Below are 23,467 nucleotides of genomic sequence, written 5' to 3' on the forward strand. Positions count from 1 at the left end.
CCTCGCGTGCCGCCGTCTCCCGGAACTCCGGGCTGAACTGACGCGACTTCCTCTGTGCCACAAACCACTCCGTTCAGTTACCCAAATTCTACTTTGGGTCGCTGTCCGAAGAACTTCCAGCACCTCAGCTTGTGGTTCGGATCCTGGTCGATGATGCCGGCTTGGTACCCGACGGGCTGCCTTAGCAAATTGGGGATATACCGACATGCATCATCGAACGCACGTACGAGCCGATTTCGTTCACACCTGACACCGCACGGTATCCCGATCTTCGCGGTGGTATCCGCATTGAAAAGCACTCGATCGGGTTCGGAACGCTCGGTGCTCTTGTGAAGGATACGGCGAGCGGAGACGGCAACATTGTCGGGCTGAGCTGTTTCCATGTTGTCGGCCCACCCGATGTGACCGCATTCCCGGATCGATTCACGGCCCGTAACGGACTCCAAGATTCACGACATCAGCCCTTGGCGCCAACGTTCCGCTTCATCGTCGCGGCGCCTGGCTTCCGCGTCGAGTGAGTCGGCTATCCTGCGGAGGATTCGTCTGATTCTCGGCCAGCCAACGAGGGAGTCTGCGAGAGAGCGATAGTGAGTCGCCAGTTGTTCTTCGGGGCGGCCGCCCTCGGTGAGGCGACGCACGCTGGCCGAATGTTTGTTGTGGACGGCATTGCCAAAGCCGCGATCGATGTCTTCGCTGCCGAGTTCCTCCAAGAGGTCCGGGATCGGATTCTGCGGGAATTGGCCGTCGCGGCCCTCGGGGGAGCGGGCCAGTATCTTCCCGATGGCATGATCGCCAGAACGGCGGTGTCCGGTCGCTGCGGCCCTGGTGCGAGCCTCGGCGATCCATGCACGTAACCGGTCCTGGTCTATCGCGGCGTCAGGGGTGAGGCCCGGGCATTGTGTCCATGTGTCCAGCAGCTCGTATGCGCTCAGCGCGGCTTGTCGCTGCTGTTCTGTGAGCTCCGAATCCGTGTCGGCCGGTTCGTCGCCACCGGGGTTGACGTAGCTGACGATCTCGGCAAAGAATGCGGGATCCTCGCTCAGTGCCGTGTGCAGCGCGGTCGAGTCGGCCTCGAATCCCAACGCGGGCATCACCAGCCACTCCAACTCGGCTACCCGGGTCCGTCCGAGCGCGTCGATATGACGGTTGAGCACTTTCAGCACCTGTTGGAGGTCATAGGACCCGAGGCGTGCGGGTTCCAGGTCCGTCGGTGGATTTCGCACGAGTTCGGTTAAAGCGTCGGCCGCGGCTAGGGCGATTTCGACGGAATCGACGGAATGGCTGTACAGCGCAACGAGTTCCAGAGCCACCGCGTACCGGCGAACACCAGCAAGCTGGGTGACGGCTTCGGCGACCCCCGGGAAACCAGGGCCGTGACCCTCGATCCTGAAGGCACGCCAGTAGTGGGTGCCGGTTTCCCCGGGAAGGGCGGTGAGTCGCGGCCAAGCGTCCGCTGTCGGGAGCAACAACAGCACGGCCGCTTGTTCGTCGGGCGACTCCAACTGCTGGATCATCTCGTCGGCATACGCTGGTCCGCGCTGGCTGATTCGCTGCTGAATGTATCCGAGTGCCCCTTGTCGCCGAGCCGGTGAATGGCTCAGCCACGCCCGGATTGAATCATCGAGGTTGCTCATATCAACAGCCAGAGCTTCCCCGACCAGATAGGGCAGGCGGACGAGATCCACGAGACGCTCGACCAAGGCCAGGGAATCGTCCTGATGGAGCCGGTTCACCGCCTCCGCACGACGCTGGATGAGGTCGGCCTCATGCGCAGAGTAATTCTCCAGGTGGGCGGGATTACCGAGCTCCAGGTGAAACTGGGCGAACAACCAGGCGACCAGCATGGCCGGGTCCTTGGGCGCGAGCGCCTCGGCCAGAGCCTCCAGTCGCGCGATCTGTGTGTCCGTGCGCGCCCACAGGGCTGCGGAGTATTGGCGATGGCGTGCGGCCAGAGATCTTGCGGTGTCGCTGATCTGGGCTCGAACACCATCGTCCTCGATACACCCACCCGCCGCGATCAACCGATCGAGAACGTCCGTCCACCGCGCTGCCGGGAAGTCGTCCAACACCGAAGCGATCGCCAGATAGCGCTCCGGCACGTCATCCAGGTCGGCCAGCAGCAGATCCGTGATCGCTTGGCGCCGTGTGGTCACCACAGTGGGGGTGACCGATTCCGCGGCGACGTGTTCGCGGAATTGCGGGTTGCGGATCTCGGCGACGAATTCGCGATGACTCGACACAAGACTGATTAGCAACGGTCTGGCAATATCTGGCTGGGTTCTGAGCAGTCGATCGAGCACTCGGTTGCGTTGCTCTTCCGACACCCCGGTTCGCGGATAGATGACGGAGAAGACCTGCTGCAGGCGCTTGTATGGCCGACCTTGCTGCGGTGTGGCTGGATCCAGTGCAGCCAGCCCGGCCAGAACGGCTACGGCCTCATCGAAGTAGTCGGGCAGCCATGTGAGCATCCCGAGAGCGGCGAGCACGTCGTCGCAGACTGTGGAGAAGATCGGCGGAATCGCGGTGGAACCCGCAGGGTGAAACATGCTCGTGTGCAGTGGATCCGCGCCGGTAATTCCCTCCCGGAGGGCGTCGAGGAACTCGTCCGGGGCGGCTTCGGCGAGAAGCAGGAGTCCGTCGGCGATAGCTTCCCACATCCTGTAGGTCAGGTCAGCGTTCGCCCGGGCGAACAACGCGGCCACCGCCATGCGAGCCTCGGTCTGCGCCGTTCTACCGCCGGCGAACCGGATTACGGCTCCCTGCGCTCCGAGCCGGGCAGCCGTGGTGGTCAAGCCCTCCCAGAGCTGACTGGAAATCCTGCCCTGGAGTCCCGCGGTTCGCTGCGGTAACCGGTCGGCAGTGGTGACATGATCGAATACCTTGCGCCAGGCATCCATATCCTCGCGGAGCAGCTGACTCGCCAGCAGGCTCCAGCCTTCCTCGGGAAACGTCAGATGCCAATGCTCGTTCGCACACTCCATGAAGGCATCGCCCCGGACCGCGGGCAGCAAACGTACCTGCTCGGTGACCTCCTCATAGGGGCGACCGACACATGCGGCAACGGCACGTTGATCCTCGGAATTAGCTCCGGACCAACTGCCGACCAGCAGGAGCCGGCGGACCAGCATGGTTGCCTGTATCGCCCACTCCGGTGTGAACAGGCTGGGCTGTTTCGCGAGGCCGCGCACGAACCCCAGGAAACTGCGCCGGGCAAGAGCACCGGACTCCCGCGCCTGGTTGAAAGGCGTTCCACGCAAGGTCAGCAACTGCGCGATCGCCTCACCGTCAACCCGAGGCACGACAACATCGGGATCCCGGCTCAGGGGGTCTCCGGAGACAACGACATGCGGTCGGCGAACAACAGAGTCGCGCAACAACGATAAGTCTCGCACCACCAACACCAGTGGCTCGGGCCTCGCGCGCAGCCGCACCAGGCTACTGGTGTCGTCTACCAGCAGGGTGCGTGCCGCCAGCTGGGAGACAGCCCCAGACTCAGACTGCAGCGAGGCTGCGATGACCGCGTGATACTCCGCCGCGGGTAATCCGCCGCCCAGGGTGATCAGTCCGCCCCCGCCGTCGAGCAGGCTCACGATCTTGGGACCGATGTCCTCGCGACCTGCAAGGACCCACTCCTGTGTCAGCGGAAACAACGTCGACGCCAACCAGGACTCGTCCCACCATTGGTCGAGCAGCTGAACCCCGGGCAGTGCCTTCTCCCGGACTTCGGCGAACCAGGCCGCCGTCGCGGGTGCCGACTCCAGCCATTCGCGGATCCGGTCGAGGTTGTACGCCTCGACCTTCTTCCACCGACCCTCCTCGGTCCGGTCCTGCGCCCACCGGCCGGCCTTCACCCAGGAGCGCAGAATCACCTGAACGTATGTGATGTCCTGGGGGTCCTCACCATTGGGGCCAGTCGACCTCTTTGCGTAGTCGCTGTCGGCTTTCGATCCGACGTTCCTCTCGACCGACAGCTCCCACACCGAGGTTCCAGCCGGGACGAACTCCGATCCCGCGCCGGCAGTGACGACACCGTCGAAACCCCCAGCAGCCGTTCCCGACTCGCCGGGCATGTTGACGGTGCCAAAGCCGCCAGCGGTCTCTCTGATCAGACGCCGCACCAGAATCGGCAACATCGTGTCGAAACCGGTAGCATCGGCAGCCTGCCTGAGGTCGTCGAGGGTGATGGGCGGCCACGGTGACATGGTGCCGAGATTACGCGCGTCATCCGTGTCTCCATCGACGTGCTGCCGCGATGTTCACACTCCGACAGTGGCGACAACTATGAGATAACTGCGATTTCCCGCCGAAGGATGTCCCACCGAACAAACCGTTCCCGTCGAACCCCAGGGGATCCGAGCAAATCAGTCCTCCGCTGGTAGCGCCCTTTCTAATCGAAGCCAAGTCGAGGCTCCACCGAATTCGCAGTACCGCAACCGCTTTGCCGACCCCTGTCCACCGAGACGTCGCCGGGTCAGACACCGACTGGCTGTTGTTCGTGTTCAGCGAGCGTCGGAAATGCCGTGCTGGGATGTTTCTGGCGAGCCGGACTTCTGGTCGAGAATCCGGAAAGTCTCCGAGGCCAGACTTAGCGATGTGAGCGTCACCCAGAGGATGGCTGTGTCGTTGGGCGACAACTGGACGATTTCGTCGTCGTGGTCGGGGACGCGGATGGTCTCGGCGCGGGAGATTCCGTGGACCGCCCAGCCTCGACCGTGCGCGAACCCCGAGCACAGTTGCCATGCGTACAGAATCTGCCAGGTGTCGATCGTGTGCCGGTCGGTGTACTTGACCGGCTCGCTGCTGCGGTGGCCGTTGCGGATCGGGTCGGCGGCGATACCCGGGGTCCGTCGTGCCACGTCCTCGAGCTTGAGCAGCGTCGACTCATTCGCACCGAGGTCGATCGCTCCGATCGGCCCCAGTGCCCGCGCGGCATCCCGGTAGTTCTGTGCCCACCAGCGCAACGCGTGCTGGACTCGGTCGGCTCGTTCGGTGGGATGCAGGATCCAGTACGCGATGGACAGGTTTTCCAGGGCGCCGCGGGCGAGGCTGAACGGCGCCGAGATGTGAAGCATGGGTCCGTCGAGTACGTGTGACTTCAGGGCATGCAGGTGGTCCATGCCCGAGCTCAGACTCAAGACGACTGCTGCGCGAACCGAGCAGGGGGAAGGGCTGAATACCGCGTCGTCGCCTGCGAGTACGGATCCTGGGGCGTTCCGATACGCGCGAATCGAACGGACACGATCGAGGGCGCGTTCGATATCGGGACCGACCTTGTCCCACATGGTAGCGATCAGCTCATCGGGTAGATCCTGCGGTTCTCCCACGTACCCAAGTCAATCACCGGACGTCGCTTCTTCCTAAGGGATTTCATCTGACGCTCTCGCGCCGAGATCCCGACGATTCCGATATGTTCTGGCTGAGTCGATTGCTTCGCTCTGGCTGCCCACCGTGCACAGCGGGCAGCTGGGGTGGTCTCTTTGTGTGCGAGGCTTGTTCGTTTCCTCGTAGGCGCGACTGACATGCGCGAGATCGACGCTTGGGCGGCATCCGTCCCGGCACATCGGTCACCGTGGCCGTTTCGTCGGCCCACTCGACTCGAACGGCCACCTGTCAGTACGACAGCGCCGCGGAAACGACCGTGATCAGGAGCATGCCGATGGCTAACAGCAGCAGCCAGGTGCCCTGTCGCAGTTTCCGGTAGCGGAAATGGTGCAGATGGGAGTGGCGCCAGAGCTCGTCCAAGGCTCCGCGGAGCTGCTGCTCGATCGATTGGTCGACCACTGCGGCCCGGAACTCGTCGAACGTCGGCCACTCTCGGCTGATGCGCGACAGGCTGTAGAGGGTCGAGGCGGCGGTTCGCGGTTGACTGAAGCGCCGTTCGGAACTGCGCAGCATCACCAGGGCCTGCGTCGCGCAGACGACGGACCCGCCGACCAGCACGAGCGCGCAGAACGCTGGCCCGAATACCCAAAGACTCAGCGGCCTCGTGCCTTTCAACGAGAAGGCGAGCGCCGTGCCAGCGACGACCAGCGCGTTCGCGCTCAGTACGGCGCCGGCACGTGTCGACACCGCAGCGCGTTGCGTGTCCTCGCGTGTGAGGTGCCAGTGGACCGCTTCGAGGCTCAGACCACGACGGCTGCCGCTCTGGCCCGCAAGATTCATGGTTCGATTGTCCCCCGCCGGACTCGACGCTGGCCCCGAGACGAGGGTTGCAGTGATGGCGTGGTCGCCGGGAGAGCCCCAGGCAGCAGCACCTTCGCGGGTGAGGGTGTCGGCCTTGCGGCCGTCGTTGATGCCACGGCGGATTTGGGCGCCTGACTGAAGGTTTCGGGGGCGTTTCCTTTCTGATCGGTGCTGTTCGGTTCGACGGCGTGGCGCAGGTGAGCTGCGCGGGCCTCGAGCAGACGATCCATCCACAGGACGCAAGATTGCGAACGGCGTCCACGACATTCGATCATGTGACGTTCGACGGCAACATGTACGACGAGCACACCATTTCCCCCATCGGGTTCTACCACGGAGGGGGCTGGCTGTTCATCTCTCAGCCACACTGATCCGGCTCCACGCCCGGGTGAAGTCCTTACTGCCGATTGAGTTCAACCACGCCGCCGCCGATGTGTGCCCTGGCTGCAACGTGAGATGGAGTTGCGCGCCTTTGCCCGGAAGGCGTGGGAGAAGGCTCAACTGACCAAGGATCGAGCGGTGCCGCCGACAGCAGCTGTGGAGGCTCATCAGGTGCATCGCGCCGAGGCCGATAAATACGTTCTAGAGGCTTGCCGACTACTTGGCGATCCTGATGTGAGGCGATAACCAATCGAGCCCCGGACCGCGTGCGTCGGTTCGGGGCTCGTTCGGGGGTAATCGACCGCGCTGATCGCATCAGGTTGGTTGACCGCGGCAGGTATCAAGATCAGTGCCGCAGCTGCCACACGAGATTGCCTGCGAGACGTCCATTCTGGGTCTTGTTGCAGTGGATCGGTCTGCCCTGCTGGTCGATCCACTGCTCGCCTTCACCAAGGCAGTCATCGCCGGGCATCACCGCGAAGTGCGGGTCGACGGGCAGCTTCTCGTCGACCGGCCACCACACGTGCGCGTCGGTGCGCTTCACCTGCACGCAATACACCGTCTGACCGTCCGCGGTCTGCGCGACCGTCTGCTCGGGAGCGTAGGTGGAGGAGCAGTAGTCACCGATCGCAACTGTATTCTGCGCAGGCGCTGGGTCGGCGCCGCTCCCGGTCGGGAAGGCACTTGCGATCTGACTTCCGAGAAGCAGCGCCAGGGTGGCGATACCCGCGGTCGTGGTTGCTTGGTTCATGGTCTTCCCCCATCCGATGAACCGCATGGCGTTGTGGTTTCACCCGGATCCAATCGGCCGGCCACATCGCGCTGCTACTCGGTGAGAGCTTGAGTGCCAGCAAATGGCACGCGATGTCGGCGTGTTGGCGTAGACGGTGGCTGGGCTAGCGGAGACGGGGCAGCATCCGCGGATCGGCGCCGTCTCGAACCTGCTGCCACATCAGGTCATCAGGTACCGGATCCAGGCAAGGTCCAGCTGGACGCTCAGATCGTCGGGGTCGTAGCCCATCTCGCGGAGCTCCTGTCGGCGTTCCCAGTTCATGCTGGTTAGACGGTGGCCTGTCGCTTCTGGTTCCGCGGCGCGCCGATTCACTGTCGGAAATGGAGTTGAGCCACTTCGCGCCTCACCCATAGCATCGCGGCATGACCCGGGGAATGAATGCCTCACCCGACATGCAGGAGCGGATGCCCGAGCTGGCCGCCCTGCTGCGTGAATGCCGTGAAGCGACAATGCGTCTCAGCGCCGCCGAGCGGTGGGAGCCGCATCAGGGCTCAGCGGCAGCAAGGGACATCGCGGTCTTCGAGAAGACGGAGGGCCTCCGCGATCCTCGGACTGTGCTCGAGGTCGTCGGAACATATCTTGAGCTTGCCACCTGGCATGCAGGTGGCATGGCCGCGACACTGGAAGCACATGAGGCCCTCGCGGCTCCTTGGCCTTTGGCACGGTCAGTCTTGGAAGCATGTGCGCGCGCCGCGTGGGTGATCGGCGACCCGTTCCCTCCCGCGACTGAACGGAACCGGCTCGCGCGCGCCTACATCGAGAACCTCATCAGCGCCGAGCAGGAAGGTAACGTCACGCGAGCCGTTCACGGCGCTGGCTCCGAAGCAGCGATGACATTCCGGAACGCCAATCAGCAGTTGCGCGACGAGATTCGGGCGGTGTTCCCTGACACCAAACGTTCAGACCTCGACCACAAACGTGTCAACGGTATTGCGCCGCTGTCTCTGGCAGGCTCGGCCACCTGGTACTTCGAGACCATGCACCAACTGGGCGCGATCGGCACCGACCCGTCGCGCCTCAAGTCGATCTACACGATGTTGTCGAACCATGCTCACCCGACGCTGTACACCTTCAGGCAGCGTCGGGAGTACTTCCAGGACGGGAAAGGTCTGAGCACTCGGCTTGTCGTGCAGCCGAGCGAACTCGATCGGCTCGTCACCCTGACCGTGATGACGGTCTACATCACCATGAAGGTCGTGTGCCGCTACTGCCGCTGGCCGTTCGACGCTGACGGACAGTTCGAGGCGATGATCGACCGATACATGCCGAACGCGTTCATGGAGCCACACCCGAGTGTGACACTCCCGGACGGTCACTCGATCTGACTTCGAACGTGGGTTACGCCCGCCTGCGGGGTCAGCGTACGTGCGGTACCGCCGAGGGCGGCGGCCGCGGGTCGGCGAACCCCTGCTGCGCGGATGTCCGAGCCTGCGTGGGTGACCGACTGGTCAGCGCAACTGGCTTGCGGCGCTGCTGAGTTGAAACACAATCCGGGGGAACGATGAACCTGCTCGCCTTGACCTCTGTTGGTACCGCCGCTGCGGCGGTCGTTGGGGCCTACGTCGCAGTTCGCAAGCATCACAACGAGAGTCGTGCGCTCGGGTCGCGGCACGCACGGCGTTTGCGGGCGCGGATCGAAGCGCTCGATGCCGATGTGAAACTGCTTGATCCGCATTGTCCGTCGGCGCTCGTCCAGGATTTGGCGCGGGCAAAGCGTGCGCTGGCGGCCCGCCACGCCGTCATGCCCGACGATGCCGAGGTGCGGGTAGCGGTGACGTCGATGCTGAACGGATTCTGCTGCTTGCTCCTCGGATACGGTGTGGTGTTGTTCGACGAACGGAACTGGTTCACGGCCGCGGTCGCTTTGATGAGCCCGTGTCTGGCGCTGGTGATGATGCTGCCTGCATTGCACGCGAACCGGCGTTTTGTCGGTCGGCGTATCTTCTACGAGCGGCTGGGAGACCGTGATGATCTGCCGGTATTGCCTTCTGCCAACGCGTGGCCGTTTCTGTCGCGCACTCCCTCGACCTTGAGGATGCACACCTGGGTGACCGCGTGCCTCGCTTCGGTGAACCGCGACCCGGACGCGATCACCGCAACCGAAATCGAGGCACTGCAGGCGAAAATCGACCGTTGGTACGTCAATCCGTGGTGGCGGTTACCTCACCGGATCACCGGGTGGATCGAAGAAGCCATGGACCGGGTCAGCTGAGCCGCTCCGGCGCCGGATGCGGCGCAACGCTTTCCCGAGGGGCCACTGCGGCGACCGCGCCCGAATCGAGAATAGGGCTGCCGCATCCCGGCAACGACCACGACGCCCGGCGTGGGGCGAGGCCGGTCGGGTTGCTATCGCAGATCGTCGTGCCAGGCTTGGGTGTTGGCGAGGTGTCGTGTGCCGACCCATTCCTGAGCGATGCGCCTGCCTGTGGTCAGCAGATCGGCTGCTGCGCTGCGATGCTGGGCAGGTAACCACGCGGCGAGCGCGTGACGGGGGAGAAGACCACCAAAACGAGCAACACGGGCTCATACCTCGACCAACCCGACTTCCAGCCACAAGCTCCATCGAGCCACAGCGGCCTCGCCGCGGAGGGCGGCGCACGCTACCCGCGGCTAGGTGGATGACAAGGCAAAGGCAGGGCAGTGGTCCGCGTGGGGCCCGCCCAGTCAACGGTCCACGGGCACGTACGCCGCGAAAACTCCCCGAAACCGTACTGGCGGCCAACATCAATGCGACACAACGCCGATTCCGGATTCATTGCCAAGAAATACGCGACAACAGGGAGCGCGGCCGGAGACGTGGCCAACTTCAGCGTGACAGCCACGACCTGCGACGGACGACGCGGGCTACTGGCAGAACGCAAGCGCGCAGGTCGACGTCGCCTCATCGCGTGAAACGGAAGAACGGCAACAGGAGCCGAATCCGGATTCACTGCCAGCTACACTGCGACACTGGTAGCAGAAACCGGGCTGTTGCCAACTTCCTTGCGACACATGGCCGTCATTCCAGACTCGACGCGCCTCGAACTACCCGAAAACCACGGATACTCCCAAAAGCGCAGGTCGACGGCCGATCTCGCAGAGGAGCTCCATGGCCAACTTGACTGCGACAGCCCGCTGAATTCCGGAATTGGTCACGTTCAGTGCGAAAATGGCCACCTACAACGCGAACGGACACTACGCGCCAGCAGGGACGCAGGGGAGCCGTGTCGGCTGCAGTGGACACCTCTACTTGACATAATGTCGATTATCGGCGTAGTTACAGCAAGGGTGTTGATCTTGAAAAGTGCTGTACTACACGTGTCTGTTCGTCCAGGAAAAGGTGAGAGCAATCCGCGGGGCCTGAGAGTGCTTCGGCGATGCGCGGCAATTCACAGAAGGACCTGGGCGGCGGGCCGCGTTTGATTCATATCTCCGCATAGTCATTCATGGTTCAATTGCGTCACTGTGACGTTTATGTCTGATGTGCCCGGATTCGCCGTTTGACGGCTGGCGCCGGAGCATCCGGGTTTTCCTGGATTGTGCGGCCCGTGGCGCGGGTGTCCATCGCTTCCTTGGGTTGCGGGACTTCGGCACTCTCGGGTGCGCCTGGATTCTGCCCCGTTGCCGGACGGTTGCGTGGTTGGTTCGGCCGGTCTGGTCGGTGCCCTGGGCTCGGCGCTCTCAGGTTTGTCCGGATGGCATGCGGTTGGGATTCGCCCTCTCGGGTTCGTTTGGACGGTTCGGGGCGCCTCTCCCCTGGACTGTATTGTGTTGCAACAGTTTTTCGACGGTAAGAAGCAATTATGTCAAGGCGATCGACCAAAACATGCTGCGTTCGCGCGGCCCTTGCCCTCGATCAGTGACCAGCGTCGCCGTGATCGGACCAGGCAACGGCGCGCAACGGAAACGAGCCCATCCCGCGCACCGGCGCCGGCAGTGCGACCAGCCGGGCGCCTATGTCGGGGACCACGTCCAGGTTCGTCATCTGCTCGATGATCGGGATTCCCGCCCCGAGCAGTGCGTGGTGACAGGGACGCGTAGGCAGGGACATATCGTCGATGTCGAGCGAGTCGATTCCAACCACCGCCACATTCGCGGCGACCAGCGCATCCGCAACCTCACCGATCAGGAATGGATATCCGGGGCCTTGGTACTCCGGCGACCCCCACCGAGCCGACCATCCGGTGTGCACGAGCACCGCCTTGCCCCACAGCCGTGCTGGGTCACCGAGTACGTCCGGTCCGATCGCGCCAATGCCCGCCGCGCGGATCATCACGATCGGCACATTGAACAGCCGCTCCAGCGGCAATTCGGCGATATCGGCGCCATCGACATGGAAGTGAAAGGGCGCATCGATATAGGTCCCGGTCTTGCCGACCATATCCACGCGCGCGATGTCACAGGCCATACCGATCAGTGGCGAATGCTGACGCGAAATTTCTGTGGTGACTCGAGGTCCCGACAATCCCGGGTAGGTGAGCATGCCGTCCGAGATCGGATGGGACAACTCCACGGTTGTCTTGCTCATGCCAGCAACCGTACCTCCGATCCCACGGCTGCCCCGCACAGTCCTCCGGGCGGGTCTGACAGCTCAGCGGACCCTGGCGAGTCGACCCGAAACTGCTAGCACCGCAACGACATTCACCGCAACGCCGATGACCGACATCCGATACGCCCGCCGTCGGCCGATCTCGACACCGGCTTCCGATGAGAGACTCATCGAACAGAACGTCATGAGTTGCAGGGGCCCGCAGCCACGGCCTCGGGCGCTTGCGGGTGCGTAGCGGGTCTCACCTCCGGACCCCGACACCCGCCCCGCGGGTGCCGGGGGTGGACGAACCTAAGAGAGTGTGGGATTCGCCCGGTATGCGTCCACGACCGCCTGGACCGCCGGACTTCGCGGCATGACCCGTCCAGCCGATCTTCCCTGGGAATCACCCAGTCGCGCCCACCAGCTCGACAGCCCGCCGACGGATGTGACCAGGCTCGCCCGCCTACGCCCGCGGGGGCAGCAGGCCGTAGGCAGGCATGAGCTGGTCGGTCAAATGCAGCGGCCCCCTGCGCCCGGCCGGGACATCCTCGGCCGGCCCTGCCTCCCGTCGAAAGTGCCTCCCCCGCCGAAATGACCTGTCATGCCTGGCTCCCCCACCCTGGACGAGCTGACCTTCACCCGCGTCCACACCCTGGGTGGCGCGTGGACCGCAGTCCCGACCCCGGCCGCCGCCGAACTCGCCGTGGCCCTCACGATCGACCCGATTGACGGCATCGGTCTCGGCGCGATCACCGTCGCACAAGATCGGTGGGATCGGCGTTGCCTTTGCCCTGTGTGCCGCGAGATGGCCGGCCGCTGCCGGATCGGCCGCGGCGTGCGCGAGTAACCGCGACAGCTTCCAGGCGGGCCCGGGTCAGCCGATGATGCCGAGTTGCTGCAAGTGGGCGATGTCGTCGCGCACACCCCAGTGCTCGACGACCTTGCCCTCGGCGTCGAAGCGCATCCAATGGATCTGCCGGAACCTGAACTCTCGCCCGGACGGCTCGTGCCCCATGAAGGGGCCCAAATGGGTACCGGCGTACCAGTTGCGCATCACCACGACGTCGTCGGCCGCGACCAGGTCCTCGATCTCGGTCCGGGCGTCGGGAAATGCGGAGCGCAACATGGTGATCAGTCCACGGATCGGATCGATCCCGATCTGATGCGCGGGCGGCGCGGTGTGGTTGATCACCTCCGGCGCGAACGCCTCGTCCAAGACCTCCAGGCGCCCCTGGTCGAAAGCCTCCTGATAGATGCGTCGCATGGTGTTGATGTTGCGTTCGGTAGTGGTGGTGATGTTCGTTGTCTCGATCATGGCTACGACGCTAGGAACGCGGCGCGCGACCGCCCATCCCAGAAAGCTGGGATCTGTCCCGCCGGGCCGTCGGCTTACGCTCGTGTCATGACCGAGGGACCTGTCGAACGCATCCGGCGCGCTGTGCTGCGGAGTTCGCACGGCACGGCGGATCTGCGCGCCTTCCGGACCGAAGTAGACCGGGTACTGGCAGGCGCGGTGGGATGGGACGCGGCCGCATGGTCGACCACCGACCCGGCGACTCTGCTGTTCACCAGCTGCGTACTGATCGGCTTGCCGGAGGATCACGAGCGCGAACAACGCCTGTTCGACCTCGAGTTCCGTACCGACGATCACAACCAGTTCCGCGAGCTGGCCCGAGCGAAGACACCCGCGGCCGGGCTGCACGAGACGACCGGTGGCGCACCGGAATCCTCGCTGCGGTGGCGGGAACTGCTGCAGCCGCTGGGGATCACCGACGAATTGCGGGCGGTGTTCCGCGACCGCGACGACTGCTGGGGCACGCTGGTGGCATATCGGCGTGGCGGAGCACCGTTCACGGCCGCCGACGTGGAGCTGGTCACGGCGGTCTCCCCCCTCATCGCCGACGGCCTGCGCCGGTGCATGCTCCGCGACGCGACCACGGTGCCACCGGCCGTGCCGGCGCCGCAGGACGCGCCCGGTGTCCTGCTCGCCGACGCGGGGGGCCGGATCGTCGAGACCACCGCGCAGGCGCGGCGATGGCTGTCCCGCATCGCCGATCCGGGTACGGTCCCGAGTGCGGTGCGCTCGGTCGCGGCAGCGGCACGGGCGGCAGCGGCGGGTGCCGCGGACCTGCCGGCACAGGCACGGTTGCCCTGTCGCGACGGCGGTTGGCTGCTGCTGCACGGCTCGTCGCTCGACGCCGATGCCGAACGTGTCGCGATCGTCGTCGAGTCCGCCCGCCAAGCGCACCTGGCCGATGTGATGGTGCGCGCCTACGGCTTGACCCCGAGAGAGCGTGAGATCACCGAGCTGATCCTGCACGGACTGTCCACCGCCGACATCGCCGCCCGGCTACACATCACGGCGTACACGGTGCAGGATCATCTCAAGTCGATCCTCGCCAAAGTCGATGTCACCAGCCGCCGTGACCTGGTCGCCGAGCTGTACGGCAGGCACTATGCGCCCACGACGCGAACCGGCGCACTGCCCAGCCCGTACGGCTGGTATCTGGCGGCCCAGTAGTCGACACGCGGCGGCACCGGGACGCGTGCGCGGCAGCGGCGCTCAGCGGTGTCCGGTCACCGGATCATGGAGGCGATACCCGATGTCGAGCAAAGGCATCGGCCCTCGCTTGTGCGGAGCCCTATGTGGCGCGTTTCGCACGGCCGTTGTGCTTGCTGTCGAGCTTGCTGACCGCGCAGCGGATCGACATCTCGTGACGCAACCATCACGGTCGGTCGATAGGCCGCGAAACATCGTTGCCGAAAGGACGTTCTCGCAGGTAGCCGGTTCGATGCGCGCCACCGATTCCGGCGTAACTCAGCGTTAACCCAATACTCCGCCGCGTAACGGCGCGAGCACGCAACCTGGCGTCATGCACGATCATCGACAGCACCGGGCTCCGGGTGTGAACGTCGGCGACCGATCCGGCCGTCCGGCGCTCCACCGTCGGGTCGACCAATTCTCGCCGGGGTCCGCCCACATGGCGGCACGGCGGGTGCGCGACCTGTTGCGTGCCGAGATTCGCCGGGGTGCTTTCGTCGATGGCCGGCTCCCGGCCGAGTCCGAGCTCATGGCGCAGCATCAGGCGTCGCGGGAGGCGGTGCGCGAAGCGCTCGACCTGCTGCGCCGCGATGGACTCGTCGAACGACGACGGGGAGTCGGCACCATGACGGTCCGCGAGGAGTACGTGGTGCCGGGTGTCCTACCGCCACAAGGCAACCTGTTCGAGACGTATCTGGCGGGCGGCCACATCACGCCGCGGCTACTGCGCTGGAGCTGGATGCCCGCGCCGAGCGCGGTAGCCGCTCAGCTCGATGCCGTCGCCGTCGACGACGACTGCCTGTGCATCGACTATGTGCTGCTCGTCGACGACCGGCCGATGGCAGTCTTCACCAACTACCTCCGTTCCCCCGAGGCGTCGAGAGTCGACCAGCAGCGATTTCGGACCGACTTCTACTCCCTGCTGCATTCCAGTGACGTCGCTGTCGCGGGCTTCGATCTGTCCGTGCAGGCCGCCGCCGCCGACGATTGCACCGCCACCCTGCTGCACATTGCGCGGGGTGAGCCGATCCTGCTGTGGGAACAGACGATTCGCAATCCCGACGGTCAGGCGGTCGACTATGCGCTCGGCGCTGTTCGCGGTGACGTCGTCATGAAGTTCGGTGACATACCCCGCATCGATCTGACCCGATCCCTGACCCCGCGACCCCGCCGATGAGGACACACATGACAACGACCACCCCGATCACCACCGTCACCGACGCCGCGGCAGCACTGCGCCGTGGCGAGATCACCGCGAGTGAACTCCTCGAACGATGTCTGGCCGCCGCCGACGCCCTCGACGACCGCGTGGGTGTGTACTTGGCCCGATTCGACGATATCGCCCGCGCCCGGGCCGCCCGTGTCGATGCCAAGATCGCGGCCGGACAGCCGCTGGCGCCGCTGGACGGAATCCCGTTGGGTATCAAGGATATTCTCGCCAGCGGTCATGGACCGACCACGGCGCAGAGCCTGGTGCTGGATCCGGCCTGGGGTGCGTCGGCCGGCGATGCCGCGGTGGTGAAACGGCTCGAGTGTGCCGGTGCGATCATCACCGGCAAGACCACGACCATGGAATTCGCCATCGGCGTGCCGGATCCGGACAAGCCCTTCCCGATCCCGCGCAACGCCTGGGACACCGATCGCTGGGCGGGCGGGTCGAGTTCCGGATCCGCCAGTGGCCTCGCGACCGGCATGTTCTTGGCGGCGATCGGGACCGACACCGCCGGCAGCATCCGAATCCCCTCCGCGTTCAACGGAACCACCGGGCTCAAACCCACTTTCGGCCGTGTGCCCAAGTCCGGTGTGGTGCCGCTGGGCTACACCCTCGACCATGCGGGACCGATGGCCCGCAGCGCGGCCGACTGCGCGTTGTTGTTGTCGATCATCGCCGGGCACGACCCCGCCGATTCCTACAGCGCGACGGCGCCGGTCGACGACTACTCGGGCGCGCTCACCGGTGATCTCGAGGGCCTCACCATCGGAGTCGACAACCTCGACCCCTACGCCAACGCGGGCATCGACCCGGCCCAGCCCGAGCGGTTCACCGAGGCCGTCGATGTCCTCGCCGCGGCCGGGGCCCGCATCGTCCCCGTCTCGGTGCCGATGTACCCCGAGGTGGTGGCCATCGATGTCGTCGTCATGCTGGCCGAGGCCCATGCCTACCACCGTTCGGCGCTGCGCAGCCGCTGGGACGACTATGGCCGCGCCACCCGGATCATCCTGGCATCCGGGTCGTCCGTCTCCGCCTCGGATTATGTACAGGCACAACGCGTCCGGCGGATCGCCGCGGCGCGGATGGCCGAGTTGCTCAGTGACGTCGATCTCGTCGTCACTCCGACCGGGCACCTCGGCGCACCGCGACTCGACGCGATCGATCAATTGCAGCCGCTGAATGTGCTGGCCTCCCTGCACACCCCGTACTGGAACCCGCTGGGCAACCCCACCCTCGCCCTTCCGATCGGGCTGTCGGCGGACGGCGCGCCGCTGTCGATGTCGATCAGCGGCAAGCACTTCGACGAGGCGACCGTGCTGCGCGCCGGCGACGCTTACCAGCGCCGCACAACCCATCATCTGGCCATCCCCACCGTCCGGTGACACACGATTCGGAGACGACGATGTTCGAGCCGACAACCTGGTCCAGCGACCCCGCCGAGAACACCGCGATCGAAAACCTCGGCTTGGCCCTGCACGCGATGGCCGAATCGCTGCACCGGGTAGTCGACGCCCAATACCTCGACCCCGCGGGGGGTTTCGACAGCCTTCGTTGACAGATCGGACCTGGGCGGAGCGGGACGGGTTCGGGCCAATGGTCCCCGTCAGAGCCGGCGCTCAGAATCCGCGGAGGCATCGAGTGTCGCCGCCTTCACCGAGCGCGTCGCGGACGATCCGGTCGGCAGCCTCGGCGGTGTCGGCCAGGTCGGCGTCGGCGTGGCGTGCGCACCGCCGCCGCCCGGCACCTCTCCCCCGTCGGCAATGGGTCACTGCGTGAGGACGGCTCCGACCAGAGCGATGCTGGAGACCCATACCGTGGACAGGGTAGCGAGGACCAGCGGCCGCGGGCCGACCCGGCGCAGGGCGGCGATGTGGACGCCGGTGCCGAGGGCGAACATGGCAGCGGTGAGTAGGGCGGTCTGTGCCAGTTTGATCGGACCCAGCACGCCGGCCGGGAGGATGCCGGTGGTGCGGACCGCGGCGCAGAGCAGGAAGGCGACGACGAACAGCGGGACCAGCGGAACGGTTCGGGCGCTGGCCCGATCGCGGTCGCGCCGACGCGCCCGCCAGCCCAGCACCGCCAGCACCGGGGCCAGTAGCACCACGCGGGCCAGCTTCACGATCACCGCCACCGTGAGCGCGGCCCCGCCCAGTGCTCCACCGGTCGCCACGACCTGTGCGACCTCGTGCACCGCACCACCCGCCCACATGCCGGCGGTCTCGTCGCTCAGCCCCATCACGTGCGACAACAGCGGGATCACGCCGATCAGGATGGTGCCGAAGACCACGACCAGCGCGATCGCGGTCACCAGTTCTTCGTCTTCGGCATCGACCACCCCGTCGACGGCGGCCGCCGCCGCGGCGCCGCAGATGGAGAATCCGCAGGCGATCAGCAGTCGCTGGGTCCAGCTCAATCCCAGCATCCGGCCCATCAGCATGGTGCCGCCGATACCGAGGGCGACAATCATGACGACCACCGTGATCGCCGCGGGCCCGAGCCCGAGGATGTCGCTGAAGGTCAGCTGCATACCGAGCAGCGCCACGCCCACCCGCAGCAGGCGCTTGGACGAGAACTGCAGTCCCGGCTTCAACCGCGGCGGTAGCGTGACGACATTGGCCATCACCGCGCCGATCACGATCGCGATCAGTAGCGGGCTCACCGTCGGCAGCCACCGACAGATCAGTAGCACGAATGCAACGACCACGGCCGTCAGCGCCAGCCCTGGCCAGCACTCGGCCAACTCGCTCAGCGATCTCGAACGCGGTGATGGCTTGGCGGCAGACGCTGCTACCGCGGCCGGGGATTGCACTCGGGGTGCGTTTGCGCTGCCTGTGACGTCCGCTGGCGCCGGATCGTTCGTATCGCGTGTGCCGGCGGGTCCGCGGAACTGTCCGTGTCGTGGGTCTGGTGTCGGATCGAGGCGCATCGTCATGGTCTCAGGCTGACGGGGCGTGCTCGGGAGCAGTACCCGCAAATACGGCATCAGCACATATCGCGCTGATATGAGTTTGGGTTGCCCTATATGATTCCGCTATGGCTATCCACAGACCGGACCTGGGATTTCTCGAGGCGCTGGTCGCGATCGACGATCACGGCAGTCTCGGAGCGGCGGCGCGCGCGGTAGGGATGGCGCAGCCGAATGTCAGCCGGGCGGTCCGGGAGTGGGAGCGGAAGCTGGGGTTGGCGTTGATCGAGCGCAGCCCGCGCGGGTCGACGCTGACCGCCGCGGGGACGGTGGTGGTGCACTGGGCGCGCGAAGTGCTGTCGGACGTGGATCGGCTGCTCGATGCGGCGGCCGCGTTGCGCACCGATCAGGAGGCCGAACTCACCATCGCCGCGAGCATGACGGTGGCCGAGTGCCTGCTGCCGAGCTGGCTCGGCGAATTCCGGCGTCATCATCCCGACGTGAAAGTCCATCTGCAGGTGCACAATTCGCGTCAGGTGTTCGACCGATTGGCGGCGGGCGAATGCGACCTCGGCTTCGTCGAGAGCCCCGCGGTCCCGGACCGGCTGCACAGCGTCACCGTCGCGGCTGACCGCCTGGTCGCGGTGGTGAATCCGGCGCATCCGTGGGCGCGTCGCCGCCGTCCGCTCACCGTCGCCGAACTGGCCGCCACCCCGCTGGTGACCCGCGAGCCCGGCTCCGGGACCCGCAGCACCCTCGACATCGCTCTCGCCGAATACCCTCGCGCCGAACCTCTGCTCGAACTCGGCAGCGCCGCGGCCATCCGCACCAGCGTCTTGGGCGGCGTCGGCCCCGCCGTCGTCAGCACCCTCGCCGTCGAGGACCAACTGGCCCGCGGCGACCTGCGCGCTATCCCCGTCGATGGCCTCGAGCTGGATCGCACGCTGCGCGCGGTCTGGCGTCCGCCGCGCAAATTAGCCGGCCCAGCAGGCGAATTGGTCGCCGAGATCGTGCACGCTCGGCGCGCGTCCGTGTCGCAGGGCCGGGTTTGACGGGCGCGAGCGCACGGATACGTCGCGGTTGCGCGCCGGTAGTCGGACACAACCGACAGCGCGGCACCAGCGGCCGCCGCAGTTCGATGAACCGTTCGCTCGGATGGTGAACACTCACGTCGACCGAACGCGGGAGCGGCCCTCGAACCCGCACGTTCGAGGCCCGCTCCCGCCTGCCAGTTGGCAGACCGACCTCCATATCAGGTGTGCGGGCACGGACCGACTGCGTGAGGCATCGCTGATAGACCGCCGAATACGGTGCGGCGCTCGGAACCTGACCTGTGAGTGACTGTCCTCGGTTTCGACCACTGGCACCACGGGATCGACGCGCAACCCCATCCCGCGCCCGGGTCGGCCACCCACGAGCTAGCGGCATGCCAGCCAATCGAGCTCGATGGCAAGGCTTTTCGCCAATGCACGCACTCGCCGGTGGACAGGCCGCAGCACATACGGAAGCACCAGGCAGATGGTGAGGGGCGCGACCCCGCGCAGTCGACCGATGGATGTTCGTGGAACCGCGGTCCATTCGTCGATGATCTGCGACGACCGCAGAGCAGGACAAGGACCATGGTGTCACGCCGCGACCGCAGATGAGGAGCGAAGTCATCGATCGACTTCAGCGATAGAGGGCCTCGATGCTGTCGCCGAGTTTCTCGATGACTATTTTGCGGCGCAGTTTCATACTCGGGGTGAGATCACCGGCCTCGACGGATAATTCGTGGTCGATGATGTGGAAATTCTTGATTTGTTCCCAGCGATCGAGTTGGTCGTTCAGGTCGGCGACGTAGGCCTCGATCACGTCGTGGGTCTTCTCGTCCCGCGCGATTTCGGAGAACGGTTTACCCGCCAGACCGTGCTTGCCGGCCCATTCGGTGATGCTCTGGCCGTCGAGGCCGACCAATGCGACGCAATAGGGTCGTTTCTCTCCATAGACGATGAATTCCGCTGCGTACGGACACATTCCCTTGAACGTGGCGGCGATCGCGGAGGGTGCGACGTACTTGCCCTGCGAGGTCTTGAACAAGTCCTTCTTGCGGTCGGTGATGTGCAGGAATCCGTCTGCGTCGATCTCGCCGATGTCGCCGGTGTGGAACCAGCCGTCGGCGTCCAAGGCCTCGGCGGTGGCCTCGGGTCGGTCGTGATAGCCGCTCATCATACCGGGACTTCTGAGCAGGATCTCGCCGTCCTCGGCGATCTCGACCTCGGTGCCGGGGAACGGTTTGCCCACGGTCCCGAATCGATATGCCTCCGGGCGGTTGATGAACGAGGCGGCGGCGGTCTCGGTCAGGCCATAGCCTTCGAGCACGATGATGCCGACCGCGTCGAACCACTGCGCGACATCGCGGTCCAAGGGGGCAGCTGCCGAAACGAAGTATCGCAGCCGGCCACCGAAGCGTTCACGGACTTTGGAAAGCACCAGCCTGTCGGCGACTTTGTGCTGCAAGGAAACCAGCAACGACGGATCCTTACCGGCCTGCCTGGCGCGCGAGACCTTCAGGCCGACCCCGACCGCCCAGTCGAAAAGCTTCTTCTTGATCCCCCCTTCTTCGGCCATGATGCCCTCGATGCGGGCATGCGCCTTTTCGAAGATGCGCGGGGCGCCCGCCACGATGGTGGGGTGCAGCGTCGTGAGGTTGTCCACGATTTTGTCAACCCGGCCGTCGATCGCCGTGGGGAAGCCGACCAGGGGTGACAGCGCCAACATCACCTTGCCGAACGTGTGGGATAGCGGCAGCCACAGAAAGTTCAGGTCGTCGGGGCTGAGAACGTGCAGGGCGTCGATTGCTGCCGCGCTATAGGTCCATGCCGAATGCGGCAGTCGAACACCCTTCGGGGTGCCGGTGGTCCCCGAGGTGTACATGATGCTGCCCAGATGCTCGGGTCGGATGCCGCGGACGCGGTCGGCGACCGCGTCGGGGGATTCGGCGAGCAGTGCGCGTCCACGCTGTTCGAGGTCGTCGAGAGTGATCACCCAGTCTCCGTCGCCCTCGCCGTCGAAGATCACCACCTTTTGCACGTCGGGCAACTCGGCGCGATGCTCGATCAGCTTGTCGACCTGTGCCTGATCCTCGGCAACCACGAGACGGCTGCCCGAATTGGCGATGATGAACGCGACTCCGGGAGCATTGGTGGTGGGGTACACGGTGGTGGTGGCCGCGCCGGCGCACATCACGGCGAAGTCGGCGAGCACCCATTCGTAGCGTGTGGACGAGACAAGCGCGACCCGATCTTCGGCCTGGATGCCCAGTGCGATCAGCCCGGCGGCGAGTATGTCGACGCGGTCACCGAACTGCTTCCAGGACACGCGGGTCCAGCGCTCGCCGTCAGGGAATCGGAACGCCTCCGCGTCTGGAGTCGCGGCGATGCGGTCGACCAGCATCTGGGCAACCGATGACGCCCGGTGCTCGATCTTGCTGAGATCGGGAAGTTCCTCGGCTTGCTGGAGGAACGTCATTGCTCCATTCTACGGACTACCCGCCGATTGATGAGCCGCTCTGACGAGAAAAGGCGTGTACGGGGAGAGACAGGCATGATTCCCGCAACAGTTCCGCATGCGGAGAGCCGGCGTTGCCTTCCCCGTCGGCTTTTTCTTCCGATCTGCGGCCTTTTTTTCGTCGAATGGCGTTATCGATGTGGGTGTGCGTTTCTCTTGTGCCTCAGTGGGTTTGGCGGACCAGGCTGGTTCGGCCCGCTGGCGGTGGCCGCCTCTGACGTCAGAGTACGCGTGTCGGTCGAAATCGAGTGGGTATGCGCCCAGTGTGGCCGAGTGTCCCACTCGAGCCGGAGCGGCGAGGAGGTTGTCGTGACAAATGGCATGCAGCACGCCGACCGTCCGGTCAACGCGACGTTGGCCGGACGGCACGGACATCCGTCGCGCCCAATTCTGATCACCGTGCCGATCGGTGACTCGGACGGAGCCATCCGGATGCCGGCCCACAAGGGCGGTAGCTCCGCAAACGCTGAAATAAGTCCATGTGCAATATGTCCCACCCCACTCATCGGGGTGTCATCGCTCGAGCGACCGACCCGGAGCCGTATCGGTGCAGCGGTAGTCGAGCAAGCAAGGAGTAAGCCATGAAAGGTGGCACAAGAATTGCGATAGGGGTGGGCGTCGGCTACTTACTGGGCCGCACGCGCAAGATGCGTTTCGCGTTGTCGCTGGCAGGTGCGGCGATGTCGAGTCGGTCTACGGGAATGCCCGCCGAGCTGTTGAAGCGCGGGACTTCATTGGTCAAATCATCACCGGAGCTGACGCAGCTCACCGACACCGTCCGCGGCGAGTTGCTGGGTGCGGTCCGGTCGGCCGCGGTGACCGCCGCGAGCAACCGCATCGACGCGTTCAACGAGCTGCTGCAGCAGGGCTCGACGCTGGTCGTGGAGGACCGCGACCGATCGCGCGAAACGGGTCCGGACGAGGACCAAACCCGCCGATACGCCGGGGAGGACGAGGATCTCGGAGACGAAGACGACACCGCCGGAACACACAGCAACGAAGACGACGCAGCGGATCGGGAGCGGCCCACCCCACGGGCGCGATCAAGCAGCCCGAGAACCACCCACGCGAGGAAAACCGGCTCACGGACCTCGGTCAGCAGGTCCGGATCTGCGGATCGCCAGCCTGTCTCGGCCACACGACGCCGCAGTCGCGCCGATGCCGACGAAGCGCCCGTGCGCCGCACGAGGAGGTGAGATCGATGTCGAAGACGTTGCGCGACAAGACCACCGACGGAGTCGGCAAGATCGCCGCCAATTCCATCGGCCGCGTCGCTGATACCGCGAGCCGTGCGGGGGCGACTGCGGGGAAGACCGTCACAGCATCTGCCCCGACGGGTGTGCTGCAGCAATCGGTGCAGAATCTCGCCGGGACGATGGCCGAACGTGCGGTAG

Annotated in this window: 18 protein-coding genes; 10 read left to right on the forward strand and 8 right to left on the reverse strand. The window is 65.4% G+C overall.

Annotated features, from left to right (window positions below; genetic code table 11):
* Positions 1–449 precede the first annotated feature (449 nt).
* The 4 genes from GLP40_RS32595 to GLP40_RS32610 form a co-directional block, all read right to left on the reverse strand.
* Positions 450–4,202, reverse strand: coding sequence for a hypothetical protein (locus GLP40_RS32595; RefSeq protein ID WP_154791874.1), 3,753 nt, complete (start codon positions 4,200–4,202; stop codon positions 450–452).
* A gap of 297 nt (positions 4,203–4,499) precedes the next feature.
* On the reverse strand, positions 4,500–5,135 hold the full coding sequence (locus tag GLP40_RS32600) for a hypothetical protein (protein WP_154791875.1): 636 nt from the start codon (positions 5,133–5,135) through the stop codon (positions 4,500–4,502).
* A gap of 475 nt (positions 5,136–5,610) precedes the next feature.
* Positions 5,611–6,162 carry a hypothetical protein gene (locus GLP40_RS32605; protein WP_154791876.1) on the reverse strand — a complete coding sequence of 184 codons (552 nt, stop codon included), beginning with the start codon at positions 6,160–6,162 and terminating at the stop codon, positions 5,611–5,613.
* Between the two features lie 748 nt (positions 6,163–6,910).
* Entirely contained in the window at positions 6,911–7,342 is a 432-nt protein-coding gene (locus GLP40_RS32610) for a hypothetical protein (protein WP_154791877.1), read from the reverse strand.
* Between the two features lie 377 nt (positions 7,343–7,719).
* Between GLP40_RS32610 and GLP40_RS32615 the strand changes: the two genes are divergently transcribed.
* Positions 7,720–8,682 (forward strand): hypothetical protein, encoded by a 963-nt coding sequence (locus GLP40_RS32615; RefSeq protein WP_154791878.1) that lies wholly within the window; start codon positions 7,720–7,722, stop codon positions 8,680–8,682.
* Between the two features lie 176 nt (positions 8,683–8,858).
* The gene (locus GLP40_RS32620) at positions 8,859–9,569 is read left to right on the forward strand and encodes a hypothetical protein (protein ID WP_154791879.1); all 711 of its coding nucleotides are present in this window, start codon (positions 8,859–8,861) and stop codon (positions 9,567–9,569) included.
* A gap of 1,623 nt (positions 9,570–11,192) precedes the next feature.
* On the opposite strand, the gene GLP40_RS32625 is transcribed toward GLP40_RS32620, so the two are convergent.
* Positions 11,193–11,864: a cyclase family protein gene (locus GLP40_RS32625; protein ID WP_154791880.1), complete on the reverse strand. Its 672-nt coding sequence runs from the start codon at positions 11,862–11,864 to the stop codon at positions 11,193–11,195.
* A gap of 604 nt (positions 11,865–12,468) precedes the next feature.
* On the opposite strand from GLP40_RS32625, the gene GLP40_RS32630 reads away from it, so the two are divergent.
* Entirely contained in the window at positions 12,469–12,714 is a 246-nt protein-coding gene (locus GLP40_RS32630; RefSeq protein ID WP_154791881.1) for a hypothetical protein, read from the forward strand.
* Between the two features lie 27 nt (positions 12,715–12,741).
* Here the strand turns inward: GLP40_RS32630 and GLP40_RS32635 are convergent, their stop codons facing one another.
* Entirely contained in the window at positions 12,742–13,182 is a 441-nt protein-coding gene (locus GLP40_RS32635) for an ester cyclase (RefSeq protein ID WP_154791882.1), read from the reverse strand.
* A gap of 87 nt (positions 13,183–13,269) precedes the next feature.
* Between GLP40_RS32635 and GLP40_RS32640 the strand changes: the two genes are divergently transcribed.
* The 4 genes from GLP40_RS32640 (at position 13,270) to GLP40_RS32655 (ending at position 17,177) form a co-directional block, all read left to right on the forward strand.
* Entirely contained in the window at positions 13,270–14,388 is a 1,119-nt protein-coding gene (locus tag GLP40_RS32640) for a helix-turn-helix transcriptional regulator (RefSeq protein WP_196054880.1), read from the forward strand.
* Between the two features lie 352 nt (positions 14,389–14,740).
* Positions 14,741–15,586: a GntR family transcriptional regulator gene (locus tag GLP40_RS32645; RefSeq protein ID WP_154791884.1), complete on the forward strand. Its 846-nt coding sequence runs from the start codon at positions 14,741–14,743 to the stop codon at positions 15,584–15,586.
* 8 nt (positions 15,587–15,594) lie between these two features.
* A complete protein-coding gene (locus tag GLP40_RS32650; RefSeq protein ID WP_154791885.1) occupies positions 15,595–17,004 on the forward strand; it encodes an amidase in 1,410 nt (469 codons plus the stop codon).
* Between the two features lie 20 nt (positions 17,005–17,024).
* A complete protein-coding gene (locus GLP40_RS32655) occupies positions 17,025–17,177 on the forward strand; it encodes a hypothetical protein (RefSeq protein ID WP_154791886.1) in 153 nt (50 codons plus the stop codon).
* A gap of 210 nt (positions 17,178–17,387) precedes the next feature.
* Here the strand turns inward: GLP40_RS32655 and GLP40_RS32660 are convergent, their stop codons facing one another.
* Positions 17,388–18,362, reverse strand: coding sequence for a YeiH family protein (locus GLP40_RS32660; protein WP_230330164.1), 975 nt, complete (start codon positions 18,360–18,362; stop codon positions 17,388–17,390).
* Positions 18,363–18,655: 293 nt separating this feature from the next.
* On the opposite strand from GLP40_RS32660, the gene GLP40_RS32665 reads away from it, so the two are divergent.
* Positions 18,656–19,579 (forward strand): LysR family transcriptional regulator, encoded by a 924-nt coding sequence (locus GLP40_RS32665; protein ID WP_154791887.1) that lies wholly within the window; start codon positions 18,656–18,658, stop codon positions 19,577–19,579.
* A gap of 616 nt (positions 19,580–20,195) precedes the next feature.
* On the opposite strand, the gene GLP40_RS32670 is transcribed toward GLP40_RS32665, so the two are convergent.
* Positions 20,196–22,034, reverse strand: coding sequence for an AMP-dependent synthetase/ligase (locus GLP40_RS32670; RefSeq protein WP_154791888.1), 1,839 nt, complete (start codon positions 22,032–22,034; stop codon positions 20,196–20,198).
* 620 nt (positions 22,035–22,654) lie between these two features.
* Between GLP40_RS32670 and GLP40_RS32675 the strand changes: the two genes are divergently transcribed.
* Both GLP40_RS32675 and GLP40_RS32680 read left to right on the forward strand, forming a co-directional pair.
* Positions 22,655–23,269 (forward strand): hypothetical protein, encoded by a 615-nt coding sequence (locus GLP40_RS32675; protein WP_154791889.1) that lies wholly within the window; start codon positions 22,655–22,657, stop codon positions 23,267–23,269.
* A 5-nt stretch (positions 23,270–23,274) separates the two neighbouring features.
* The coding region (locus tag GLP40_RS32680) for a hypothetical protein (protein WP_407671742.1) at positions 23,275–23,467 on the forward strand (193 nt) is incomplete at its 3' end.

The sequence above is a fragment of the Nocardia aurantiaca genome (assembly GCF_009708175.1).
Lineage (GTDB): Bacteria > Actinomycetota > Actinomycetes > Mycobacteriales > Mycobacteriaceae > Nocardia > Nocardia aurantiaca.